Genomic DNA, 15710 nt, shown 5'->3' on the forward strand with positions numbered 1-15710 from the left:
GCCGGAACGAAAAAAACGCAGTCATTGATGACTGCGTTTTTTTTGCTTTCAGTAATCGTCGCCGCGTTCGGTGACGTCTTTCTCGACCATCGGTGCATCCGGATTGTGTCCCGCCGGGAACTTGCCCTTGAGGTTCCAGGCAAATGCGATGATCTCGGCGATCGTGCGGTACAGCTCTTCAGGGATGCTGTCGCCCAGTTCCATCCGCGCCAGCAACTTCACCAGCTCGGCATTCTCGTAGATCGGCACTTCACAGTCGCGGGCGATCCGCAGGATTTCTTCGGCCAGTTCTTCGTCGCCCTTGGCGGTGAGGGTCGGGGCGTGGCTGCCGTCGTATTTGAGGGCGATGGCCTGGCGTGGAGCGGTGGTGTCATTCATGCGGTTTCGTCGACCCAGCGGTGTTCGAGGCGGGTTTGGATGCCTTGCGGCGGGGTGCCGAGGTGGCAGTCGAGGTCGCCGACGTTCAGCCCGGAATCCAGCAGGCGCTGACGCAGTGCGGTCAGGTTGCTTTCGATCAGGCTCGCGGTGTACGGCCGCTCGGCCCATAGCTGGCTGGACAGGCTGCCGCTGATCAATTGCGCCTGAATCTGCATTGGCCCCAGCGGTTCCATGTCGAACGCCAGATCGACGCGCCACAGTTGTTGTTTCGGTTCGCGCTCATCGCGGCGCTGCTCGTTCGCTTCCTGTTTCTCCGGCGCTTCTTCACGCTGGAACTTGACCTGCAACGGCACGATGTCCTGCATATTGCGCATCGGAATTTCCAACTGCCAGGTGCTGAGCAGGCGGCCGTCGTCGGTGACGCCGGTCTGTTCCAGGCTCGACAGCTGATGGCTTTGCAGGCGCGACACGGCAGCTGCGGCGAGGCGCAGCAAATGTTCCAGATCGCCTTCACCTTCCAGACTTTGCAGCAACCGGTCGGGCAGGGGGAAACTGCTCGGCACCGGTTTTGCGCTGACCTGACCGAGCATACCGAGGGCGTTACGCACGAAACTCGGCAGCGCTTGAGCCAGGGTGTTGGCGGCGATAATTGCGTTCAGGTTGGTGTTGCCAGGCAGGCCGGGGGTGAGTTGGGCGATCAGCTTGAGCAGATCGGCTTTCATGTCCGGGGCCAGCGTCGGGGTCTGCCCGGTCAGCAGTTTGGTCTCGAGGAACACGCCGCTGTTGGCCAGCGCCTGGGCCAGACCTTTTGGGGTGCTCAGTTGCTGCACGTCCGGCAGGTTGGCGAGCAGTTTGTCCACGGCGGCGCGCAAATCCTGGGACGTCTGATCGGTGGCGGGGGGCAGGCTCTGGAGCATTTTCAGCAGGCCGTCGAGCGAGCCCTGACGGCTTTGCTGACTAACCAGTTGCTGGCTGACCGCCAGTTGTTCCTGGCGATTGCTCAGCGGCAGGAACTTCAGGGTCTGCGAATCCTGCACCAGCGCCGACAGCAAGGTGCCGATGCGCAACGGTTGCGGGCTGTCGATGCTCAGGGTGCTGCCGCTCAGCGCGGTGTTGAGCAGGCTGACCATCGAGCGGTACACCGTCGGTTGCCCCGGCACCTGCGGCAAGACCTGAGCCGTCAGCACCTTGCCTTGCAGCAGCGTGCCGACCGGCAGTTGCGCGGTGTCGATGCGGGTGAGGGTGGCGACGCTGCTGGCGATGGCCTGTTGCACGGTGATCGCCAGGTTGCCCGCCGACGGCTGGGTGATCGCCAGGCTGGTGCCCTGAGGCAGCGGCAGATTACTGGTCGCCTGCACGGTGGTCTGACGGCCGCTGTCCAGCGTCACCTTGAGCAGCAGCTGAAAGGTCTGATCCGCCTGCTTGAGCGACAACACCTCGGCCTTGGCGCTCTGGCCGGCGGCAATCAGCCCGTCGACCGGCGTCAGCAACTTCAGCAGCTCACCCACCTGCGGGCGAACGTTCGCCGGGGTGGTGGGCGGGAGCGGGAGGATGTTCATTTCGCCTGTCATACGCGGACACAACCTGAGGAAAATGCACTCTGGAGAGAGGATGGCGACATGTATAATGCCGCCCGTCCTTCCATTCGTTCAAAAAACATAGCAATTGTTTGACGCAGCTCTCTGGATTGAGCCGTCATTGCATTTAAGCTGTAACTCTTTAACGGCCGCGCCAGAGCCGACTTGAACCGTATAAGGCCCGTGAACCCTTGACCAGTCCTGTCCTGCAAACCGTTGCCCTCGCGTGTGAACGTGATCTCAGACTGCTCTTCGACAATCTCGAATTGAGACTGGCCAGTGGCGATATGGTGCAGATCAGCGGCCCCAACGGCAGCGGCAAGACCAGCCTGCTGCGTTTGCTGGCCGGTCTGATGCAGCCGACCGACGGTCAGGTGCTGCTCAACGGCAAGCCGCTGGGCGAGCAACGCAGCGAGCTGGCGCGCAATCTGTTGTGGATCGGCCATGCTGCCGGGATCAAGGATTTGCTCACGGCGGAAGAAAACCTCGCCTGGCTCTGCGCCCTGCATCAACCCGCCGAACGCGACGCGATCTGGCAGGCCCTGGCGGCGGTTGGATTGCGCGGTTTCGAGGATGTTCCCTGCCACAGTCTGTCCGCCGGCCAGCAGCGCCGCGTGGCACTGGCGCGGTTGTATCTGGACAGCCCGCCGTTGTGGATTCTCGACGAACCGTTCACCGCGCTGGACAAACAGGGCGTGGCACAGCTTGAAGAACACCTGGCCGGGCACTGCGAACGGGGAGGGCTGGTGGTGCTCACCACGCACCACACGCTGAGCCGGATGCCGGCCGGTTATCGCGACATCGATCTGGGGAATTGGGCGGTATGAGTGTGTTCGGCCTGCTGGTTGCCCGTGAATCCCGACTGCTGTTCCGCCGCCCGGCGGAGCTGGCCAATCCGCTGATTTTCTTCGCCATCGTCATTGCGCTGTTCCCGCTGGCCGTCGGACCGGAAACTCAAGTATTGCAAAACTTGTCCCCGGGGTTAGTCTGGGTGGCGGCACTTTTGTCGGTCCTGCTCTCGCTGGACGGGCTTTTCCGCAGTGATTTCGAAGACGGCTCCCTTGAACAGTGGGTCCTTTCGCCGCACCCCCTGCCACTTCTGGTATTGGCCAAGGTGCTGGCACACTGGCTTTTTTCCGGGCTGGCACTGGTTTTGCTCTCGCCGTTACTGGCGTTGATGCTCGGGTTGCCGGCTGCGTGTCTGCCGGTTTTGCTGCTTTCGTTGCTGCTGGGAACACCGGTGCTGAGCTTGCTCGGCGCGGTGGGCGCGGCGCTGACGGTCGGTCTGAAACGCGGTGGCCTGTTGCTGGCGCTGCTGATTCTGCCGTTGTACATCCCGGTGTTGATCCTGGGCAGTGGCGCCTTGCAGGCGGCGTTGCAGGGCATGCCGGCGATTGGTTATCTGTTGTGGCTTGGTAGCCTGACCGCCCTGGCAATAACCCTGACACCCTTTGCAATAGCTGCTGGCCTGAAGATCAGCGTCGGCGAATAATGAGGTCTGGTTAAAATTTAACCAGCAAAGACCCTGAGACTGCTCACACCGATGAGCGGCACCCGTGATGGAAACAGTATGAACTGGACCTGGTTTCACAAGCTCGGCTCGCCCAAGTGGTTCTACGGCATCAGCAGCAAGTTCCTGCCGTGGTTGAGCATCGCAGCGTTGTTGCTGATCTCCGTTGGCGTCATCTGGGGCCTGGCCTTCGCGCCGCCGGACTATCAGCAAGGCAACAGCTTTCGCATCATCTATATCCACGTACCTGCCGCGATGCTCGCTCAGTCGATCTACGTGATGCTGGCGGTGTGCGGCGTGGTCGGGCTGGTGTGGAAGATGAAACTGGCCGACGTCGCCCTGCAATGTGCCGCACCGATCGGTGCCTGGATGACCGCCGTGGCGCTGGTCACCGGGGCGATCTGGGGCAAACCGACCTGGGGTTCGTGGTGGGTCTGGGACGCTCGACTGACCTCGATGCTGATTCTGCTGTTCCTGTACTTCGGCGTGATCGCCCTGGGCAACGCCATCAGCAACCGCGACAGCGCCGCCAAGGCCTGCGCTGTTCTGGCTATCGTCGGCGTAATCAACATTCCGATCATCAAATACTCGGTGGAATGGTGGAACACCCTGCACCAGGGCGCGACCTTCACCCTCACCGAAAAGCCGGCGATGCCCGTTGAAATGTGGCTGCCGCTGCTGCTGACGGTGCTGGGTTTCTACTGTTTCTTCGGTGCCGTGCTGTTGCTGCGCATGCGCCTTGAAGTGCTCAAACGCGAAGCCCGCGCCAGTTGGGTCAAAGAAGAAGTGCAGAACAGCCTGGAGGCCGCTCGATGAGTTTCGCGTCATTCGGCGACTTCCTCGCCATGGGCCATCACGGCCTGTATGTCTGGTCGGCCTACGGCATCTGTCTGGCGGTACTGATCCTCAACGTGGCGGCGCCGATCGCGGCCCGCAAGCGTTATCTGCAACAAGAGGCGCGTCGTCTGCGCCGGGAGAACGGCAAGTGAATCCGCTGCGTAAAAAGCGTCTGATCATCATCCTGGCAATTCTGGTCGGGGTCGGCGCTGCCGTCGGCCTGGCCCTGAGCGCCCTGCAGCAGAACATCAACCTGTTTTACACCCCGACCCAGATCGCCAACGGCGAAGCGCCGCAGGACACCCGCATCCGCGCCGGCGGCATGGTCGAGAAGGGCTCGCTGCAACGTTCCACGGATTCGCTGGACGTCAAATTCGTGGTCACCGACTTCAACAAGTCCGTGACCATCACCTATCGCGGGATCCTGCCGGACCTGTTCCGCGAAGGGCAGGGCATCGTCGCTCTGGGTAAGCTCAACGCCGATGGCGTGGTGGTCGCCGATGAAGTGCTGGCCAAGCACGACGAGAAATACATGCCGCCGGAAGTGACCAAAGCCCTGAAGGACAGCGGCCAATCCGCGCCAACCCCTGCGAAGGAGGGTTGATCGATGACATCCACCATATTCATTCCCGAGCTCGGCCATCTGGCCATGATCCTGGCGCTGTGTTTCGCGTTGGTGCAGGCCGTGGTGCCGTTGCTCGGTGCGTGGCGCGGCGATCGTCTGTGGATGGGCCTCGCTCAACCGGCGGCGTGGGGGCAGTTCGCGTTTCTGCTGTTCGCCTTCGGTTGCCTGACCTACGCCTTCATGACCGACGACTTCTCCGTGGCTTACGTCGCGATGAACTCCAACAGCGCGCTGCCGTGGTACTACAAGTTCAGCGCGGTGTGGGGCGCCCACGAAGGGTCGCTGCTGCTGTGGGCGTTGATCCTCGGTGGCTGGACCTTCGCGGTGTCGGTGTTCTCCCGGCAGTTGCCGCAAGTCATGCTCGCCCGCGTGTTGGCGGTGATGGGCATGATCAGCACCGGTTTTCTGTTGTTCCTGATCCTCACCTCGAACCCGTTTTCGCGGATCCTGCCGCAGATCCCGGCCGACGGTCGTGACCTCAATCCGTTGCTGCAGGACATCGGTCTGATCGTCCATCCGCCGATGCTCTACATGGGCTACGTCGGTTTCTCGGTGGCGTTTGCTTTCGCCATCGCCGCATTGCTCGGCGGTCGTCTCGATGCGGCGTGGGCACGCTGGTCGCGTCCGTGGACCATCGTTGCCTGGGCCTTCCTCGGCGTCGGCATCACCCTCGGTTCGTGGTGGGCTTACTACGAACTCGGCTGGGGCGGCTGGTGGTTCTGGGACCCGGTGGAAAACGCGTCGTTCATGCCATGGCTGGTGGGCACGGCGCTGATTCACTCGCTGGCGGTCACCGAAAAACGTGGTGTGTTCAAGAGCTGGACGGTTTTGCTGGCCATCGCCGCGTTCTCCCTGAGCCTGCTCGGCACCTTCCTCGTGCGTTCCGGCGTGCTGACCTCGGTGCACGCGTTCGCCTCGGATCCCGAGCGCGGCGTGTTCATCCTGATCTTCCTGCTGTTTGTGGTGGGTGGTTCGCTGACCCTGTTTGCGCTGCGTGCGCCGGTGGTCAAGAGTCAGGTCGGTTTCAACCTGTGGTCGCGGGAAACCCTGCTGCTGGGCAATAACCTGGTGCTGGTGGTGGCGGCGTCGATGATCCTGCTCGGCACCCTGTATCCGCTGATTCTTGATGCGATCAGCGGTGCCAAGCTGTCGGTCGGCCCGCCGTACTTCAACGCGCTGTTCATTCCGTTGATGGCGCTGTTAATGCTGGTGATGGCCGTCGGCGTGATCGTGCGCTGGAAAGACACCCCGGTGAAATGGCTGGTGAGCATGCTGACCCCGGTGCTGCTGGGCAGCGTTGCCCTGGCCGTGGTGGCCGGCGTCGCCTACGGCGATTTCAACTGGGCGGTGATTGCGACGTTCCTGCTCGCGGCCTGGGTGTTGCTGGCCGGTGTGCGCGACATCTTCGACAAGACTCGTCACAAAGGCCTGATCAAAGGCCTGCCGACCCTGACCCGCAGCTACTGGGGCATGCAGATCGCGCACTTGGGCATCGCCGTCTGCGCGCTGGGCGTGGTGTTGTCGAGCCAGAACAGTGCCGAGCGTGACCTGCGCCTGGCACCGGGCGAGTCGATGGATCTGGCCGGTTATCAGTTCGTGTTCGAAGGCGCCAAACACTTCGAAGGCCCGAACTTCACCTCCGACAAGGGCACCATCCGGGTGATCCGCAACGGTCAGGAAGTCAGCGTGCTGCACCCGGAAAAACGTCTGTACACCGTGCAGAATTCGGTGATGACCGAGGCCGGGATCGACGCCGGTTTCACCCGCGACCTCTACGTCGCCTTGGGCGAACCGCTGGGCGATGGCGCCTGGGCGGTGCGGGTCCACGTCAAACCGTTCGTGCGCTGGATCTGGTTCGGCGGTCTGCTGACCGGTTTCGGTGGTCTGCTGGCGGCGCTGGATCGGCGTTATCGAGTGAAGGTCAAAGCCAAGGTGCGTGAAGCGCTGGGCATGGAAGGAGCCGCTGCATGAGACGTTGGTTGATGCTGGTGCCATTGGCGATTTTCCTGCTGGTGGCCGTATTCCTTTATCGCGGTCTGTATCTGGATCCGGCGGAGCTGCCGTCGGCGATGATCAACAAGCCATTCCCGGAGTTTTCCCTGCCGGCGGTGCAGGGCGACAAGACCCTGACCCGCGCTGACATTCTCGGCAAACCGGCACTGGTCAACGTCTGGGGCACCTGGTGCATTTCCTGCCGGGTCGAGCACCCGGTGCTGAACAAACTCGCCGAGCGCGGCGTGGTGATCTACGGGATCAACTACAAGGACACCAACGCCGATGCGTTGAAGTGGCTGACCGAATTCCACAACCCGTATCAACTGGACATCCGCGACGACGAAGGCTCCCTGGGCCTGAACCTCGGTGTCTATGGCGCGCCGGAAACCTTCTTCATCGACGCCAAGGGCATCATCCGCGACAAGTACGTCGGGGTGATCGACGAGCAGGTCTGGCGGGAAAAACTGGCGGCGAAGTATCAGGCGCTGGTTGATGAGGCCAAGCCATGAAGCGCTTTTTAGCTGCCGTGGTGCTGGGCTTGAGCCTGGTCGGTGTGGCCCACGCCGCCATCGACACCTACGAGTTTGCCAAAGAAGGCGATCGCGAGCGTTTCCGCGAACTGACCAAGGAACTGCGCTGCCCCAAGTGCCAGAACCAGGATATCGCCGATTCCAACGCGCCGATTGCCGCCGACCTGCGCAAAGAGATTTTCCGCATGCTCGGCGAAGGCAAGGACAATCAGCAGATCATCGACTTCATGGTCGATCGCTACGGTGATTTCGTCCGCTACAAACCGGCGCTCAATGCCAAGACCGCGTTGCTCTGGTTCGGCCCGGCCGGCCTGTTGCTGGGTGGGTTCGTGGTGATTGCCGTGATCGTCCGCCGCCGTCGCGGGCAACGCGCCGAGACGCCGCAATCGCTGTCCCCTGAAGAGCGTCAGCGCCTCGACCAACTGTTGGATAAAAACCAAGAATGATTGATTTCTGGCTTGCCGCAGGGCTGTTGCTTCTGGTCGCCCTGAGTTTTCTGTTGATCCCCGTCCTGCGTGAACGTCGCGCCCAGCGTGAAGAGGATCGAACCGCTCTCAACGTCGCCCTGTATCAGGAACGCGTCGCCGAACTGCAATCGCAGCAGGCCGAAGGCGTGCTCGATGCCGCGCAAATGGACAGCGGCCGCGCCGAAGCGGCCCGTGAGTTGCTGGCCGACACCGAAGGTGTGGCGCCGGTGCGGGTTTCACGTCTGGGTAAACCACTGCCATTGCTGGCAGCTGTGCTGGTGCCGGTGTTGGGCCTCGGTCTTTACCTGCACTTTGGCGCGAGCGACAAGGTCGAACTGACCCGCGAGTTCGCCCAGGCGCCGCAGTCGATGGAAGAGATGACTCAGCGTCTGGAGCGCGCAGTTGCCGCACAACCGGATTCGGCTGAAGGCGTGTATTTCCTTGGTCGCACCTACATGGCTCAGGATCGTCCGGCGGACGCGGCGAAGATGTTCGAGCGCGCGGTTAATCTCGCCGGTCGTCAGCCGGAGCTGCTTGGCCAGTGGGCGCAGGCTCAGTACTTTGCCGACAACAAAAAATGGTCGGACAAGGTTCAGGCGCTGACCGATGAAGCGCTGAAAGCCGATCCGAAGGAAGTCACCAGCCTCGGCCTGTTGGGCATCGCCGCGTTCGAAGGCGAGCGTTATCAGGAAGCCATCGACTACTGGAACCGTCTGCTGGCGCAACTGCCGCCGCAGGACAAATCCCGCGAGGCCCTGCAGGGTGGCATCACCCGCGCCAACGAGAAACTGCAAGCCAGCGGCGGCAAGGTCGCCCAGGTACCGGCGGTGAAAGCGGCGGCGTTGTTGAAAGTGCGTGTGGATCTGGCCAGCGAGGTCAAAGCCAAGGTGCAACCGGGCGACAGCGTGTTCATTTTTGCCCGCGCCACTTCGGGCCCGCCGGCACCGCTGGCGGCCAAGCGCCTGACCGTCGCCGATCTGCCGGTGACCGTCGAACTGGGCGATGCCGACGCGATGATGCCGCAATTGAAACTGTCGAACTTCCCCGAAGTCCAACTGGTTGCGCGCATCTCCCGTGCCGGTCAGCCGACCACCGGTGAGTGGGTCGGTCGCAGCGGGCCTCTGGCCAGCAGCACTACCGCGCCGCAGACACTGACCATCGACAGCCCGGACAAATAGCCGGAACCAACAGGAACGCACCGCCATGAACGCCATCGCCCGAATCACAGTCCTCACACTGGCCTTGGGCTTGAGCGCATGTGCGGTGCAACGACCGGAGCCGACCACACGACTGCCGCCGATCCCGCCGTCACAACCCAGCCCGACCCCGTCGACCACCCCGACGCCAAGCAAACCGGGCATCCCGGCCAAACCCGCCAAACCGGTCCCACGCACCTCCGCCAGCTTCGCCCCGCCACCGGGCGGCAACAGCCACTGGGACCAGAAGCTAGGCGTGTACGTGCTCGACGACCAGACCAACACCTTCTACCGCCAGCGCACCTACTACCGCTGGAACAACGGCTGGAGCCGCGCGATCAGCCCCAACGGCCCGTGGGAAGAAACCAACATCCACGGCGTGCCAGCGGGACTGGGCAAACAGTTCGGGGAGTAATGAAAAACGGCGATCTTTGGATCGCCGTTTTACTGTCTGGGGTCATGAGTTTTTAAAGGATCGCGTGATAGCCGCTGAGTGCCTGGACCGATTTAATCAGGCCTTGTCGTTGCAGTAGATCAAGAAAGGGTTCGACGTCCATGGCAGGCATTTTCAGCTGCCGACGCTGTTTTTGGGCCGCAGCAACCACTGCTGCCGGATCAAGCCCCAAGAGGTTGTCGACGAACTCGTCCGGATGTTGCGCTTCGATGCCGAAAGGCTTCAGCGATTTGCAGGGAAAGTCTTTCTGGTTGAACGTCACTATCACGCTTGCGCCGCAGCGGATGGCCGCCGCCAGAACATGGCGATCATCGCAGTCGGGCAAGGTGAGGCCGGCAATCAGGTCTTCATAGTCATGGACACAGGCGTCGGGTATCGCTTGATCCATCAGGCCGGACGTACGATCCAGCTGTTCCATCGTCAGGTCAGGGCGGTTCTTCAACAGATTGCGTTTCCATTCGCAGTGAATCTCCTGGGTCCATCGCGCCCGAAATCGCCCCGAGAGGGCAAGCCACATGAGGAAGTCTCTCAAGGGGGCAGGGTACAAGACGCATGCATCATATAAAGCGGTAAAAGAGGAATGCCTCACTCGTATCCTGTCCTTAACGCCTGAGCTTGCTCCGCGAGAAGCGCCATTGCCTGCTCGCTGGCGGTGGTGCGCCGGGTCTTATAGTCCATCAGATCGGCAAAACGTACACGTCGGTGCTTGCCTGTTTTGTGGTAGGACAACTCGCCGCTTTCCAGCAGTTTTATGAGGTGTGGACGTGAGACGTTGAGCAAGTCGGCGGCTTCCTGGGTCGTCAATTCGGCATGCACCGGTACGACCTGAACCGCGTTGCCGGCTGCCAGCTCCGCCAGAATGTCGATCAGCAAGCGCAGGGCCGAGGTGGGCAGTTCGACGCGATGAGCTTCGTTCTGCTCGTCGAAAATCTGGATGTGCTGAGTCTCGAAATGGGTCGCGAGGTAAGCCGCCAGGGCACGCTGCCCTTCAATGGCGGCTTTTACTTCGCGTTCTACGGGGAGGCTGATGGAGGGATGAATAACGGTCGACATGGCGAGTCCGGCTTTGGAAATGAGGAATGCCGGAACGTTATTCGAAATAAGCGAAAATCGCAATAAACGAAACGAGTAGGGTTTTATGGTTCTTTCGCCAACAACCCCTGCACATATTCAACAAACGCCCGCGCCTTGACGCTGGCCATCCGTCCCGTCGGAAACACCGCCCACAGTTCCTGCTTCGGCAAAGCCCAGTCGCTAATGACGGTCTTGACCGCTCCGCTGGCCAGTTCCGGCGCGAACATCCATTCCGAGCCCAGCGCCAGGCCCTGATGGGCCAGCACCGCCTCACGCAAACCTTCGGCAGCGCTGACGCGCAGGCGGCCGTTGACGGTCACCGACTGTTCTTCGTCGGCCTTGGTGAAATGCCAGGTGGCGCCACCGCCACGGTTGTAGATGACGGCGCGGTGTCGGGCCAGATCGGCAGGGCAGGCGGGTTCACCGTGACTGGCGAAGTAGGCCGGAGTGCCCAGCACGACGCGCCGGCATTCGGCGATCTTGCGGACCGTCAGGCCCGAGTCGCTGAGCGGGCCCAGGCGCAGGGCGATGTCGATGCCTTCTTCCACCAGATTGATGTTCTGGTCGTCGAGCAACAGATCGACATTGAGTTGCGGGTGCTGATCGAGGAACGGCCCCAGGTGCGGCACCACGTGCATCCGTCCAAAGGTGACGGCGGTGCTGACCCGCAGATTGCCGCTCAGGCCGCCGGCCACGCCACGTGCAGCGTTGTCGGCCTCGTCGGCTTCTTCAAGCGCACGCTTGGCCCGCTCGAAAAACGCCAGCCCGGCTTCGGTCGGCGTCAGGCCCCGGGTCGAGCGCAACAGCAGGCGCACGGCGAGTCGGGTTTCGAGCTGGGCAATGGTTTTCGACACGGCGGGCTGACCGACATTCAACCGCCGGGCGGCGGCGGAAAACGAGCCGGTTTCCACGACATAGACGAAGGTTTCCATGGCGGCGAGGCGGTCCATCGGCGGTCCTGTGCAGTCTTTTGGAGGAGGATTACGGCTGTGATGACGTCATCACCGCCGTCTCGGATTTTATGCAGTCACCAGCGCCGGCTTCTGCGAAGCACTCAAAAACCGCACCAGCGCCAGCAGCGGGAACGCGCTGCCAACGATCACGATCCACAACCAGCCGCCATGCTCGTACACCGCACTGGCTACCGAAGAGCCGAAGGCGCCGCCGACGAAGATGCTGGTCATGTACAGCGCGTTGAGGCGGCCGCGGCTTTTGGCGTCGAGGGAGTAGACGGCGCGCTGGCCGAGCACCATGTTCATCTGTACGCAGAAGTCGAGTACTACGCCGGTCACGGCCAGGCCGATCACGCTATAGGCCGGGTGGATGAAAGCCGGCAGGAAGCTCAGGCTGGCGAACAGCATGGCCAGCAGCGAGGCGATGCGGGTGTGGCCGGCGTCGGCCAGGCGTCCGCTGATCGGGGCGGCGATGGCACCGATGGCGCCGACCAGGGCGAAGATCGCGATTTCACTCTGGGACAGGCCATGGTTGCGCGCCAGCTCCAGCGGCACGGCGGTCCAGAACAGGCTGAACGTGGCGAACATGCAGGCCTGGTAAAACGCGCGCTGACGCAGCACCGGTTGTTTGCGCAGCAGCGTCCACAACGATCCGAGCAACTGGCCGTAGGAGGCACTGTGATCTGGCTGACGCTTGGGCACGGTCAGTGCCAATACCACGCTGATCGCTGCCATCAAGGCTGCGGCGATCATGAACATCGCCCGCCAGCCGAGATGGTCGGCGACCACGCTCGACACCGGACGCGCCAGCAGAATCCCCAGCAGCAAACCGCCCATGATCCCGCCGACCACCCGGCCACGGGATTCTTCCGGCGCAAGATGCGCCGCCAATGGAATCAGCACCTGCACCGACACCGAGCTGAAACCCACCAGCAACGAAATCAGCAGGAACACATTCGGTTGATCGGTAAACGCCGCGCCGAGCAGGCTGGCAATCGCCACCACGGTGGTGATGATCATCAACCGGCGGTTTTCCAGCAGGTCCGCCAGCGGCACCAGGAAGAACAGGCCCAGCGCATAGCCGATCTGGGTAAGCGACACGATGAAACTGGCCATGGTGTCGGTCAGGCCGATGTCCGGCGCGATCAGGCCGATGATCGGCTGGGCGTAGTAGATGTTGGCAACGATGGCGCCGCAGCAGAAAGCGAACAGCAGCACCATGCCTCGGGTCATTGCGTGAGTTGTGGCGGTCATAGGGTTTCTCGATCCAGCGAAAAGGAATGCGGTGAGGCTAAGGGACGGGCCGAGCCGGCAGTAGAGGCTTCTGATCGATATCAGTTATTCCGTTGCGGAATAGGTGGCGTCGAACAATCCATTGTTCATCGGCGAACCTTGCGTCCGACCGTTGAGTGGCGATGATACATTCACTTACATCTTGTTCGATAGCGTGCTTATGTTGTGACCGGGTTTCAGCGTTCATCAACGGAGGATTGCGATGTTTCGTCAGTTGCTTCGCCACACCACAACGATTGCCCTGATCAGTCTGCTCGGCGCCACTGCCGCACAGGCCGCCGAAGCGCCCGGCATGCGCATGGGCGTGCGCGGCGAGATCACCGGGGTCAGTCCCGACTCGCTCAAGGTTCACGTCAGCACGGGTGAAAACGTGGTGGTCCAGTTGACCCCGGATACCAAGGTTCGCGCGGTCACCCTGGCCAATATCGAAGACATCAAGCCCGGCAGCTACATCGGTTCGGCCGCCATTCCCCAGGAAGATGGCTCGCTCAAGGCGCTGGAGGTTCACGTGTTTCCGCCGGAGTTGGCGGGCAGCGGCGATGGTCATCGGCCGTTCGACCTGGCCAAGGGCAGCAGCATGACCAATGGCAGCGTCGGCGATCTGGTGGTGAGCAACGGCCGGGTGCTGACCGTCAACTACAAGGGCGGCCAGCAGAAGATCCTCGTGCCCGAGGACGTGCCAATCGTCAACCTGACGCCGGGGGATCGCAATTTGCTCAAGGTCGGGGTGAAGATTGTCACGTTCGTGACCCAGAGCGCGGACGGGACGTTGACCGCGCAATCGATCTCGGCCGGTAAGGATGGCGTGAAACCGCCCATGTGAACGCATACAAAAAAGGCGACCTCTGCAGGTCGCCTTTTTCATGTCATCTCACGCCTTACTGGCCGCTGTAGATCTGGTCGAAGATCCCGCCATCGTTGAAGTGGGTCTTCTGCACGGTGCGCCAGTCGCCGAAGGTCTTCTCGACCGACAGGAAGTCGACTTTCGGGAAACGGTCGGTGTACTTGGCCAGTACCGCCGGGTCACGTGGACGCAGGTAGTTGGCGGCCGCGATTTCCTGACCTTCCGGCGACCACAGGAACTTCAGGTATTCCTCGGCCGCGGCGCGGGAGCCTTTCTTCTCGACCACTTTGTCGACCACCGACACCGGAGGCTCGGCTTCGGCGGAGACGCTTGGGTAGATGACTTCGAACTGGTCGCGGCCAAACTCGCGGGCGATCATTTCGGCTTCGTTTTCGAAGGTCACCAGCACGTCACCGATCTGGTTGGTCATGAACGTGGTGGTCGCAGCGCGGCCACCGGTATCCAGCACTGGCGCCTGCTTGAACAGCTTGCCGACGAAATCTTTGGCCTTGTTCTCGTCACCGCCGTTTTTCAGCACGTAGCCCCACGCCGACAGGTAGGTGTAGCGGCCGTTACCCGAGGTTTTCGGGTTCGGCACGATCACTTGCACGCCGTCCTTGAGCAGGTCCGGCCAGTCTTTCAGGGCTTTCGGGTTGCCCTTGCGCACGATGAACACGGTGGCCGAGGTGAATGGCGCGCTGTTGTTCGGCAGACGGGTAACCCAGTCCTTCGGCACCAGTTGGCCGTTATCGGCGAGGGCGTTGATGTCGGTGGCCATGTTCATGGTGATGACGTCAGCCGGCAGGCCGTCGATCACCGAACGGGCTTGCTTGCTCGAACCGCCGAAAGACATCTGCACGGTGATTTCTTCCTTGTGCTCGGCTTGCCAGTGTTTCTGGAACGCAGCGTTGTAGTCCTTGTAGAAATCGCGCATCACGTCGTAGGAAACGTTGAGCAGGGTCGGTGCAGCCTGAGCCACGCTGCCGAAGGCAAGACCAGCGGCGAGAAGTGAGGCGCCAAAGAGTTTTTTCACTGCGCATTCCTTGTTTTGTAGGGGTGTTTTTTTACAAAGATGAGGCCATTTGCCAGCGACTATAGCGGGGCGCGCATAGTCGTTTAAAGATTAAAAAGAACTTTGCTTATTCCATTTTCTTGAATAGCGCATTGCCGCAACGGGAGCAGAACGACGCTTCCTGTTCATGGCTGCTTTTATTGCACACGGGGCAGTCGTGCTGCTGTTGTCCGCCGCGCATGGCGGTGGCCAGTTCAGCGGTGAAAATCCCGGTGGGCACGGCGATGATCGAATAACCAGTGATCATCACCAGCGACGAAATCACCTGGCCCAGCACGGTCCTCGGCACGATGTCGCCGTAACCCACGGTGGTCAGGGTCACGATAGCCCAATAGATGCCTTTGGGAATGCTGGTGAAGCCATGTTCCGGGCCTTCGACCACGTACATCAGGGTGCCGAACACCGTGACAAGGGTGCAGACGCTGAGCAGGAACACGAGGATTTTCTGCTTGCTGCCGCGCAGGGCATCGAGCAGGTAATGCGCCTGTTTCAGATACGGCCCGAGTTTGAGTACGCGGAAGATCCGCAGCATCCGGATCACCCGGATAATCAGCAGGTACTGGGCATCGCTGTAATACAGCGCGAGGATGCCGGGCACGATCGCCAGCAAGTCCACTAGCCCGTAGAAACTGAAGGCGTAGCGCAACGGCTTGGGCGAGCAGTACAGGCGCAGCAAATACTCGCCGAGGAAGATGATCGTGAAGCCCCATTCGATGTACGCCAGCACATTGGCGTAGTTCTGGTGGACTTCATCGATGCTGTCGAGGATCACGATCACCAGACTGGCGAAGATGATCAGCAGCAGGGTCTTGTCGAAACGGCGGCCGGCCACCGTATCGGTCTGGAAAATGATCACGTACAGGCGATCACGCCACGTGTTGTTACCGTTCATGCACATCGCCTTG

Annotated in this window: 19 protein-coding genes; 11 read left to right on the plus strand and 8 right to left on the minus strand. The window is 61.6% G+C overall.

Annotation, left to right across the window (positions count from 1 at the left end):
• Positions 1 to 48: 48 nt before the first annotated feature.
• Entirely contained in the window at positions 49 to 378 is a 330-nt protein-coding gene (locus AC1Q9F_RS23455) for an EscU/YscU/HrcU family type III secretion system export apparatus switch protein (RefSeq protein WP_007959228.1), read from the minus strand.
• Complete coding sequence (fliK, locus tag AC1Q9F_RS23460; RefSeq protein WP_492621009.1) at positions 375 to 1949, minus strand: flagellar hook-length control protein FliK; 1575 nt, start codon at positions 1947 to 1949, stop codon at positions 375 to 377. The genes AC1Q9F_RS23455 and fliK overlap by 4 nt, the downstream gene beginning before the upstream one ends.
• 197 nt (positions 1950 to 2146) lie before the next feature.
• Here fliK and ccmA point away from each other — a divergent pair, with 197 nt between their 5' ends.
• The 10 genes from ccmA to AC1Q9F_RS23510 all read left to right on the plus strand — a co-directional run bounded on the left by ccmA (position 2147) and on the right by AC1Q9F_RS23510 (position 9530).
• A complete protein-coding gene (gene ccmA / locus AC1Q9F_RS23465) occupies positions 2147 to 2782 on the plus strand; it encodes a cytochrome c biogenesis heme-transporting ATPase CcmA (protein ID WP_492621008.1) in 636 nt (211 codons plus the stop codon).
• Entirely contained in the window at positions 2779 to 3447 is a 669-nt protein-coding gene (ccmB, locus tag AC1Q9F_RS23470; protein WP_007959235.1) for a heme exporter protein CcmB, read from the plus strand. Before ccmA ends, ccmB begins: the two co-directional genes overlap by 4 nt.
• A gap of 78 nt (positions 3448 to 3525) precedes the next feature.
• Positions 3526 to 4281 (plus strand): heme ABC transporter permease, encoded by a 756-nt coding sequence (locus AC1Q9F_RS23475; protein ID WP_115077018.1) that lies wholly within the window; start codon positions 3526 to 3528, stop codon positions 4279 to 4281.
• Positions 4278 to 4454, plus strand: a complete 177-nt coding sequence (gene ccmD / locus AC1Q9F_RS23480; RefSeq protein WP_011333085.1) for a heme exporter protein CcmD — start codon at positions 4278 to 4280, stop codon at positions 4452 to 4454. The genes AC1Q9F_RS23475 and ccmD overlap by 4 nt, the downstream gene beginning before the upstream one ends.
• Positions 4451 to 4906 carry a cytochrome c maturation protein CcmE gene (gene ccmE / locus AC1Q9F_RS23485; RefSeq protein WP_011333086.1) on the plus strand — a complete coding sequence of 152 codons (456 nt, stop codon included), beginning with the start codon at positions 4451 to 4453 and terminating at the stop codon, positions 4904 to 4906. Before ccmD ends, ccmE begins: the two co-directional genes overlap by 4 nt.
• A 3-nt stretch (positions 4907 to 4909) precedes the next feature.
• Positions 4910 to 6898 carry a heme lyase CcmF/NrfE family subunit gene (locus tag AC1Q9F_RS23490; RefSeq protein ID WP_492621007.1) on the plus strand — a complete coding sequence of 663 codons (1989 nt, stop codon included), beginning with the start codon at positions 4910 to 4912 and terminating at the stop codon, positions 6896 to 6898.
• Complete coding sequence (locus tag AC1Q9F_RS23495) at positions 6895 to 7431, plus strand: DsbE family thiol:disulfide interchange protein (protein WP_492621006.1); 537 nt, start codon at positions 6895 to 6897, stop codon at positions 7429 to 7431. The genes AC1Q9F_RS23490 and AC1Q9F_RS23495 overlap by 4 nt, the downstream gene beginning before the upstream one ends.
• Positions 7428 to 7898, plus strand: coding sequence for a cytochrome c-type biogenesis protein (locus AC1Q9F_RS23500; protein ID WP_492621005.1), 471 nt, complete (start codon positions 7428 to 7430; stop codon positions 7896 to 7898). The genes AC1Q9F_RS23495 and AC1Q9F_RS23500 overlap by 4 nt, the downstream gene beginning before the upstream one ends.
• Positions 7895 to 9097: a c-type cytochrome biogenesis protein CcmI gene (gene ccmI / locus AC1Q9F_RS23505; RefSeq protein ID WP_492621004.1), complete on the plus strand. Its 1203-nt coding sequence runs from the start codon at positions 7895 to 7897 to the stop codon at positions 9095 to 9097. Before AC1Q9F_RS23500 ends, ccmI begins: the two co-directional genes overlap by 4 nt.
• 25 nt (positions 9098 to 9122) lie before the next feature.
• A complete protein-coding gene (locus AC1Q9F_RS23510; RefSeq protein WP_207985433.1) occupies positions 9123 to 9530 on the plus strand; it encodes a hypothetical protein in 408 nt (135 codons plus the stop codon).
• A gap of 52 nt (positions 9531 to 9582) precedes the next feature.
• Here the strand turns inward: AC1Q9F_RS23510 and AC1Q9F_RS23515 are convergent, their stop codons facing one another.
• The 4 genes from AC1Q9F_RS23515 to AC1Q9F_RS23530 all read right to left on the minus strand — a co-directional run bounded on the left by AC1Q9F_RS23515 (position 9583) and on the right by AC1Q9F_RS23530 (position 12850).
• Entirely contained in the window at positions 9583 to 10158 is a 576-nt protein-coding gene (locus AC1Q9F_RS23515; protein WP_492621003.1) for a PIN domain-containing protein, read from the minus strand.
• The gene (locus tag AC1Q9F_RS23520; protein ID WP_007959254.1) at positions 10155 to 10622 is read right to left on the minus strand and encodes a helix-turn-helix domain-containing protein; all 468 of its coding nucleotides are present in this window, start codon (positions 10620 to 10622) and stop codon (positions 10155 to 10157) included. The genes AC1Q9F_RS23515 and AC1Q9F_RS23520 overlap by 4 nt, the downstream gene beginning before the upstream one ends.
• Before the next feature lie 83 nt (positions 10623 to 10705).
• Complete coding sequence (locus AC1Q9F_RS23525) at positions 10706 to 11593, minus strand: LysR family transcriptional regulator (protein WP_492621002.1); 888 nt, start codon at positions 11591 to 11593, stop codon at positions 10706 to 10708.
• 69 nt (positions 11594 to 11662) lie between these two features.
• Complete coding sequence (locus AC1Q9F_RS23530; RefSeq protein ID WP_207985436.1) at positions 11663 to 12850, minus strand: MFS transporter; 1188 nt, start codon at positions 12848 to 12850, stop codon at positions 11663 to 11665.
• Between the two features lie 241 nt (positions 12851 to 13091).
• Between AC1Q9F_RS23530 and AC1Q9F_RS23535 the strand changes: the two genes are divergently transcribed.
• Positions 13092 to 13712, plus strand: a complete 621-nt coding sequence (locus tag AC1Q9F_RS23535) for a DUF5666 domain-containing protein (RefSeq protein WP_492621001.1) — start codon at positions 13092 to 13094, stop codon at positions 13710 to 13712.
• 55 nt (positions 13713 to 13767) lie between these two features.
• Here the strand turns inward: AC1Q9F_RS23535 and AC1Q9F_RS23540 are convergent, their stop codons facing one another.
• Together AC1Q9F_RS23540 and AC1Q9F_RS23545 are read right to left on the minus strand one after the other, a co-directional pair.
• Complete coding sequence (locus AC1Q9F_RS23540) at positions 13768 to 14766, minus strand: sulfate ABC transporter substrate-binding protein (protein ID WP_492621000.1); 999 nt, start codon at positions 14764 to 14766, stop codon at positions 13768 to 13770.
• 106 nt (positions 14767 to 14872) lie between these two features.
• Complete coding sequence (locus AC1Q9F_RS23545) at positions 14873 to 15697, minus strand: ion transporter (RefSeq protein WP_492620999.1); 825 nt, start codon at positions 15695 to 15697, stop codon at positions 14873 to 14875.
• Between the last annotated feature and the right edge of the window lie 13 nt (positions 15698 to 15710).

Source organism: Pseudomonas sp. GW823-FHT04A03, from assembly GCF_058796615.1.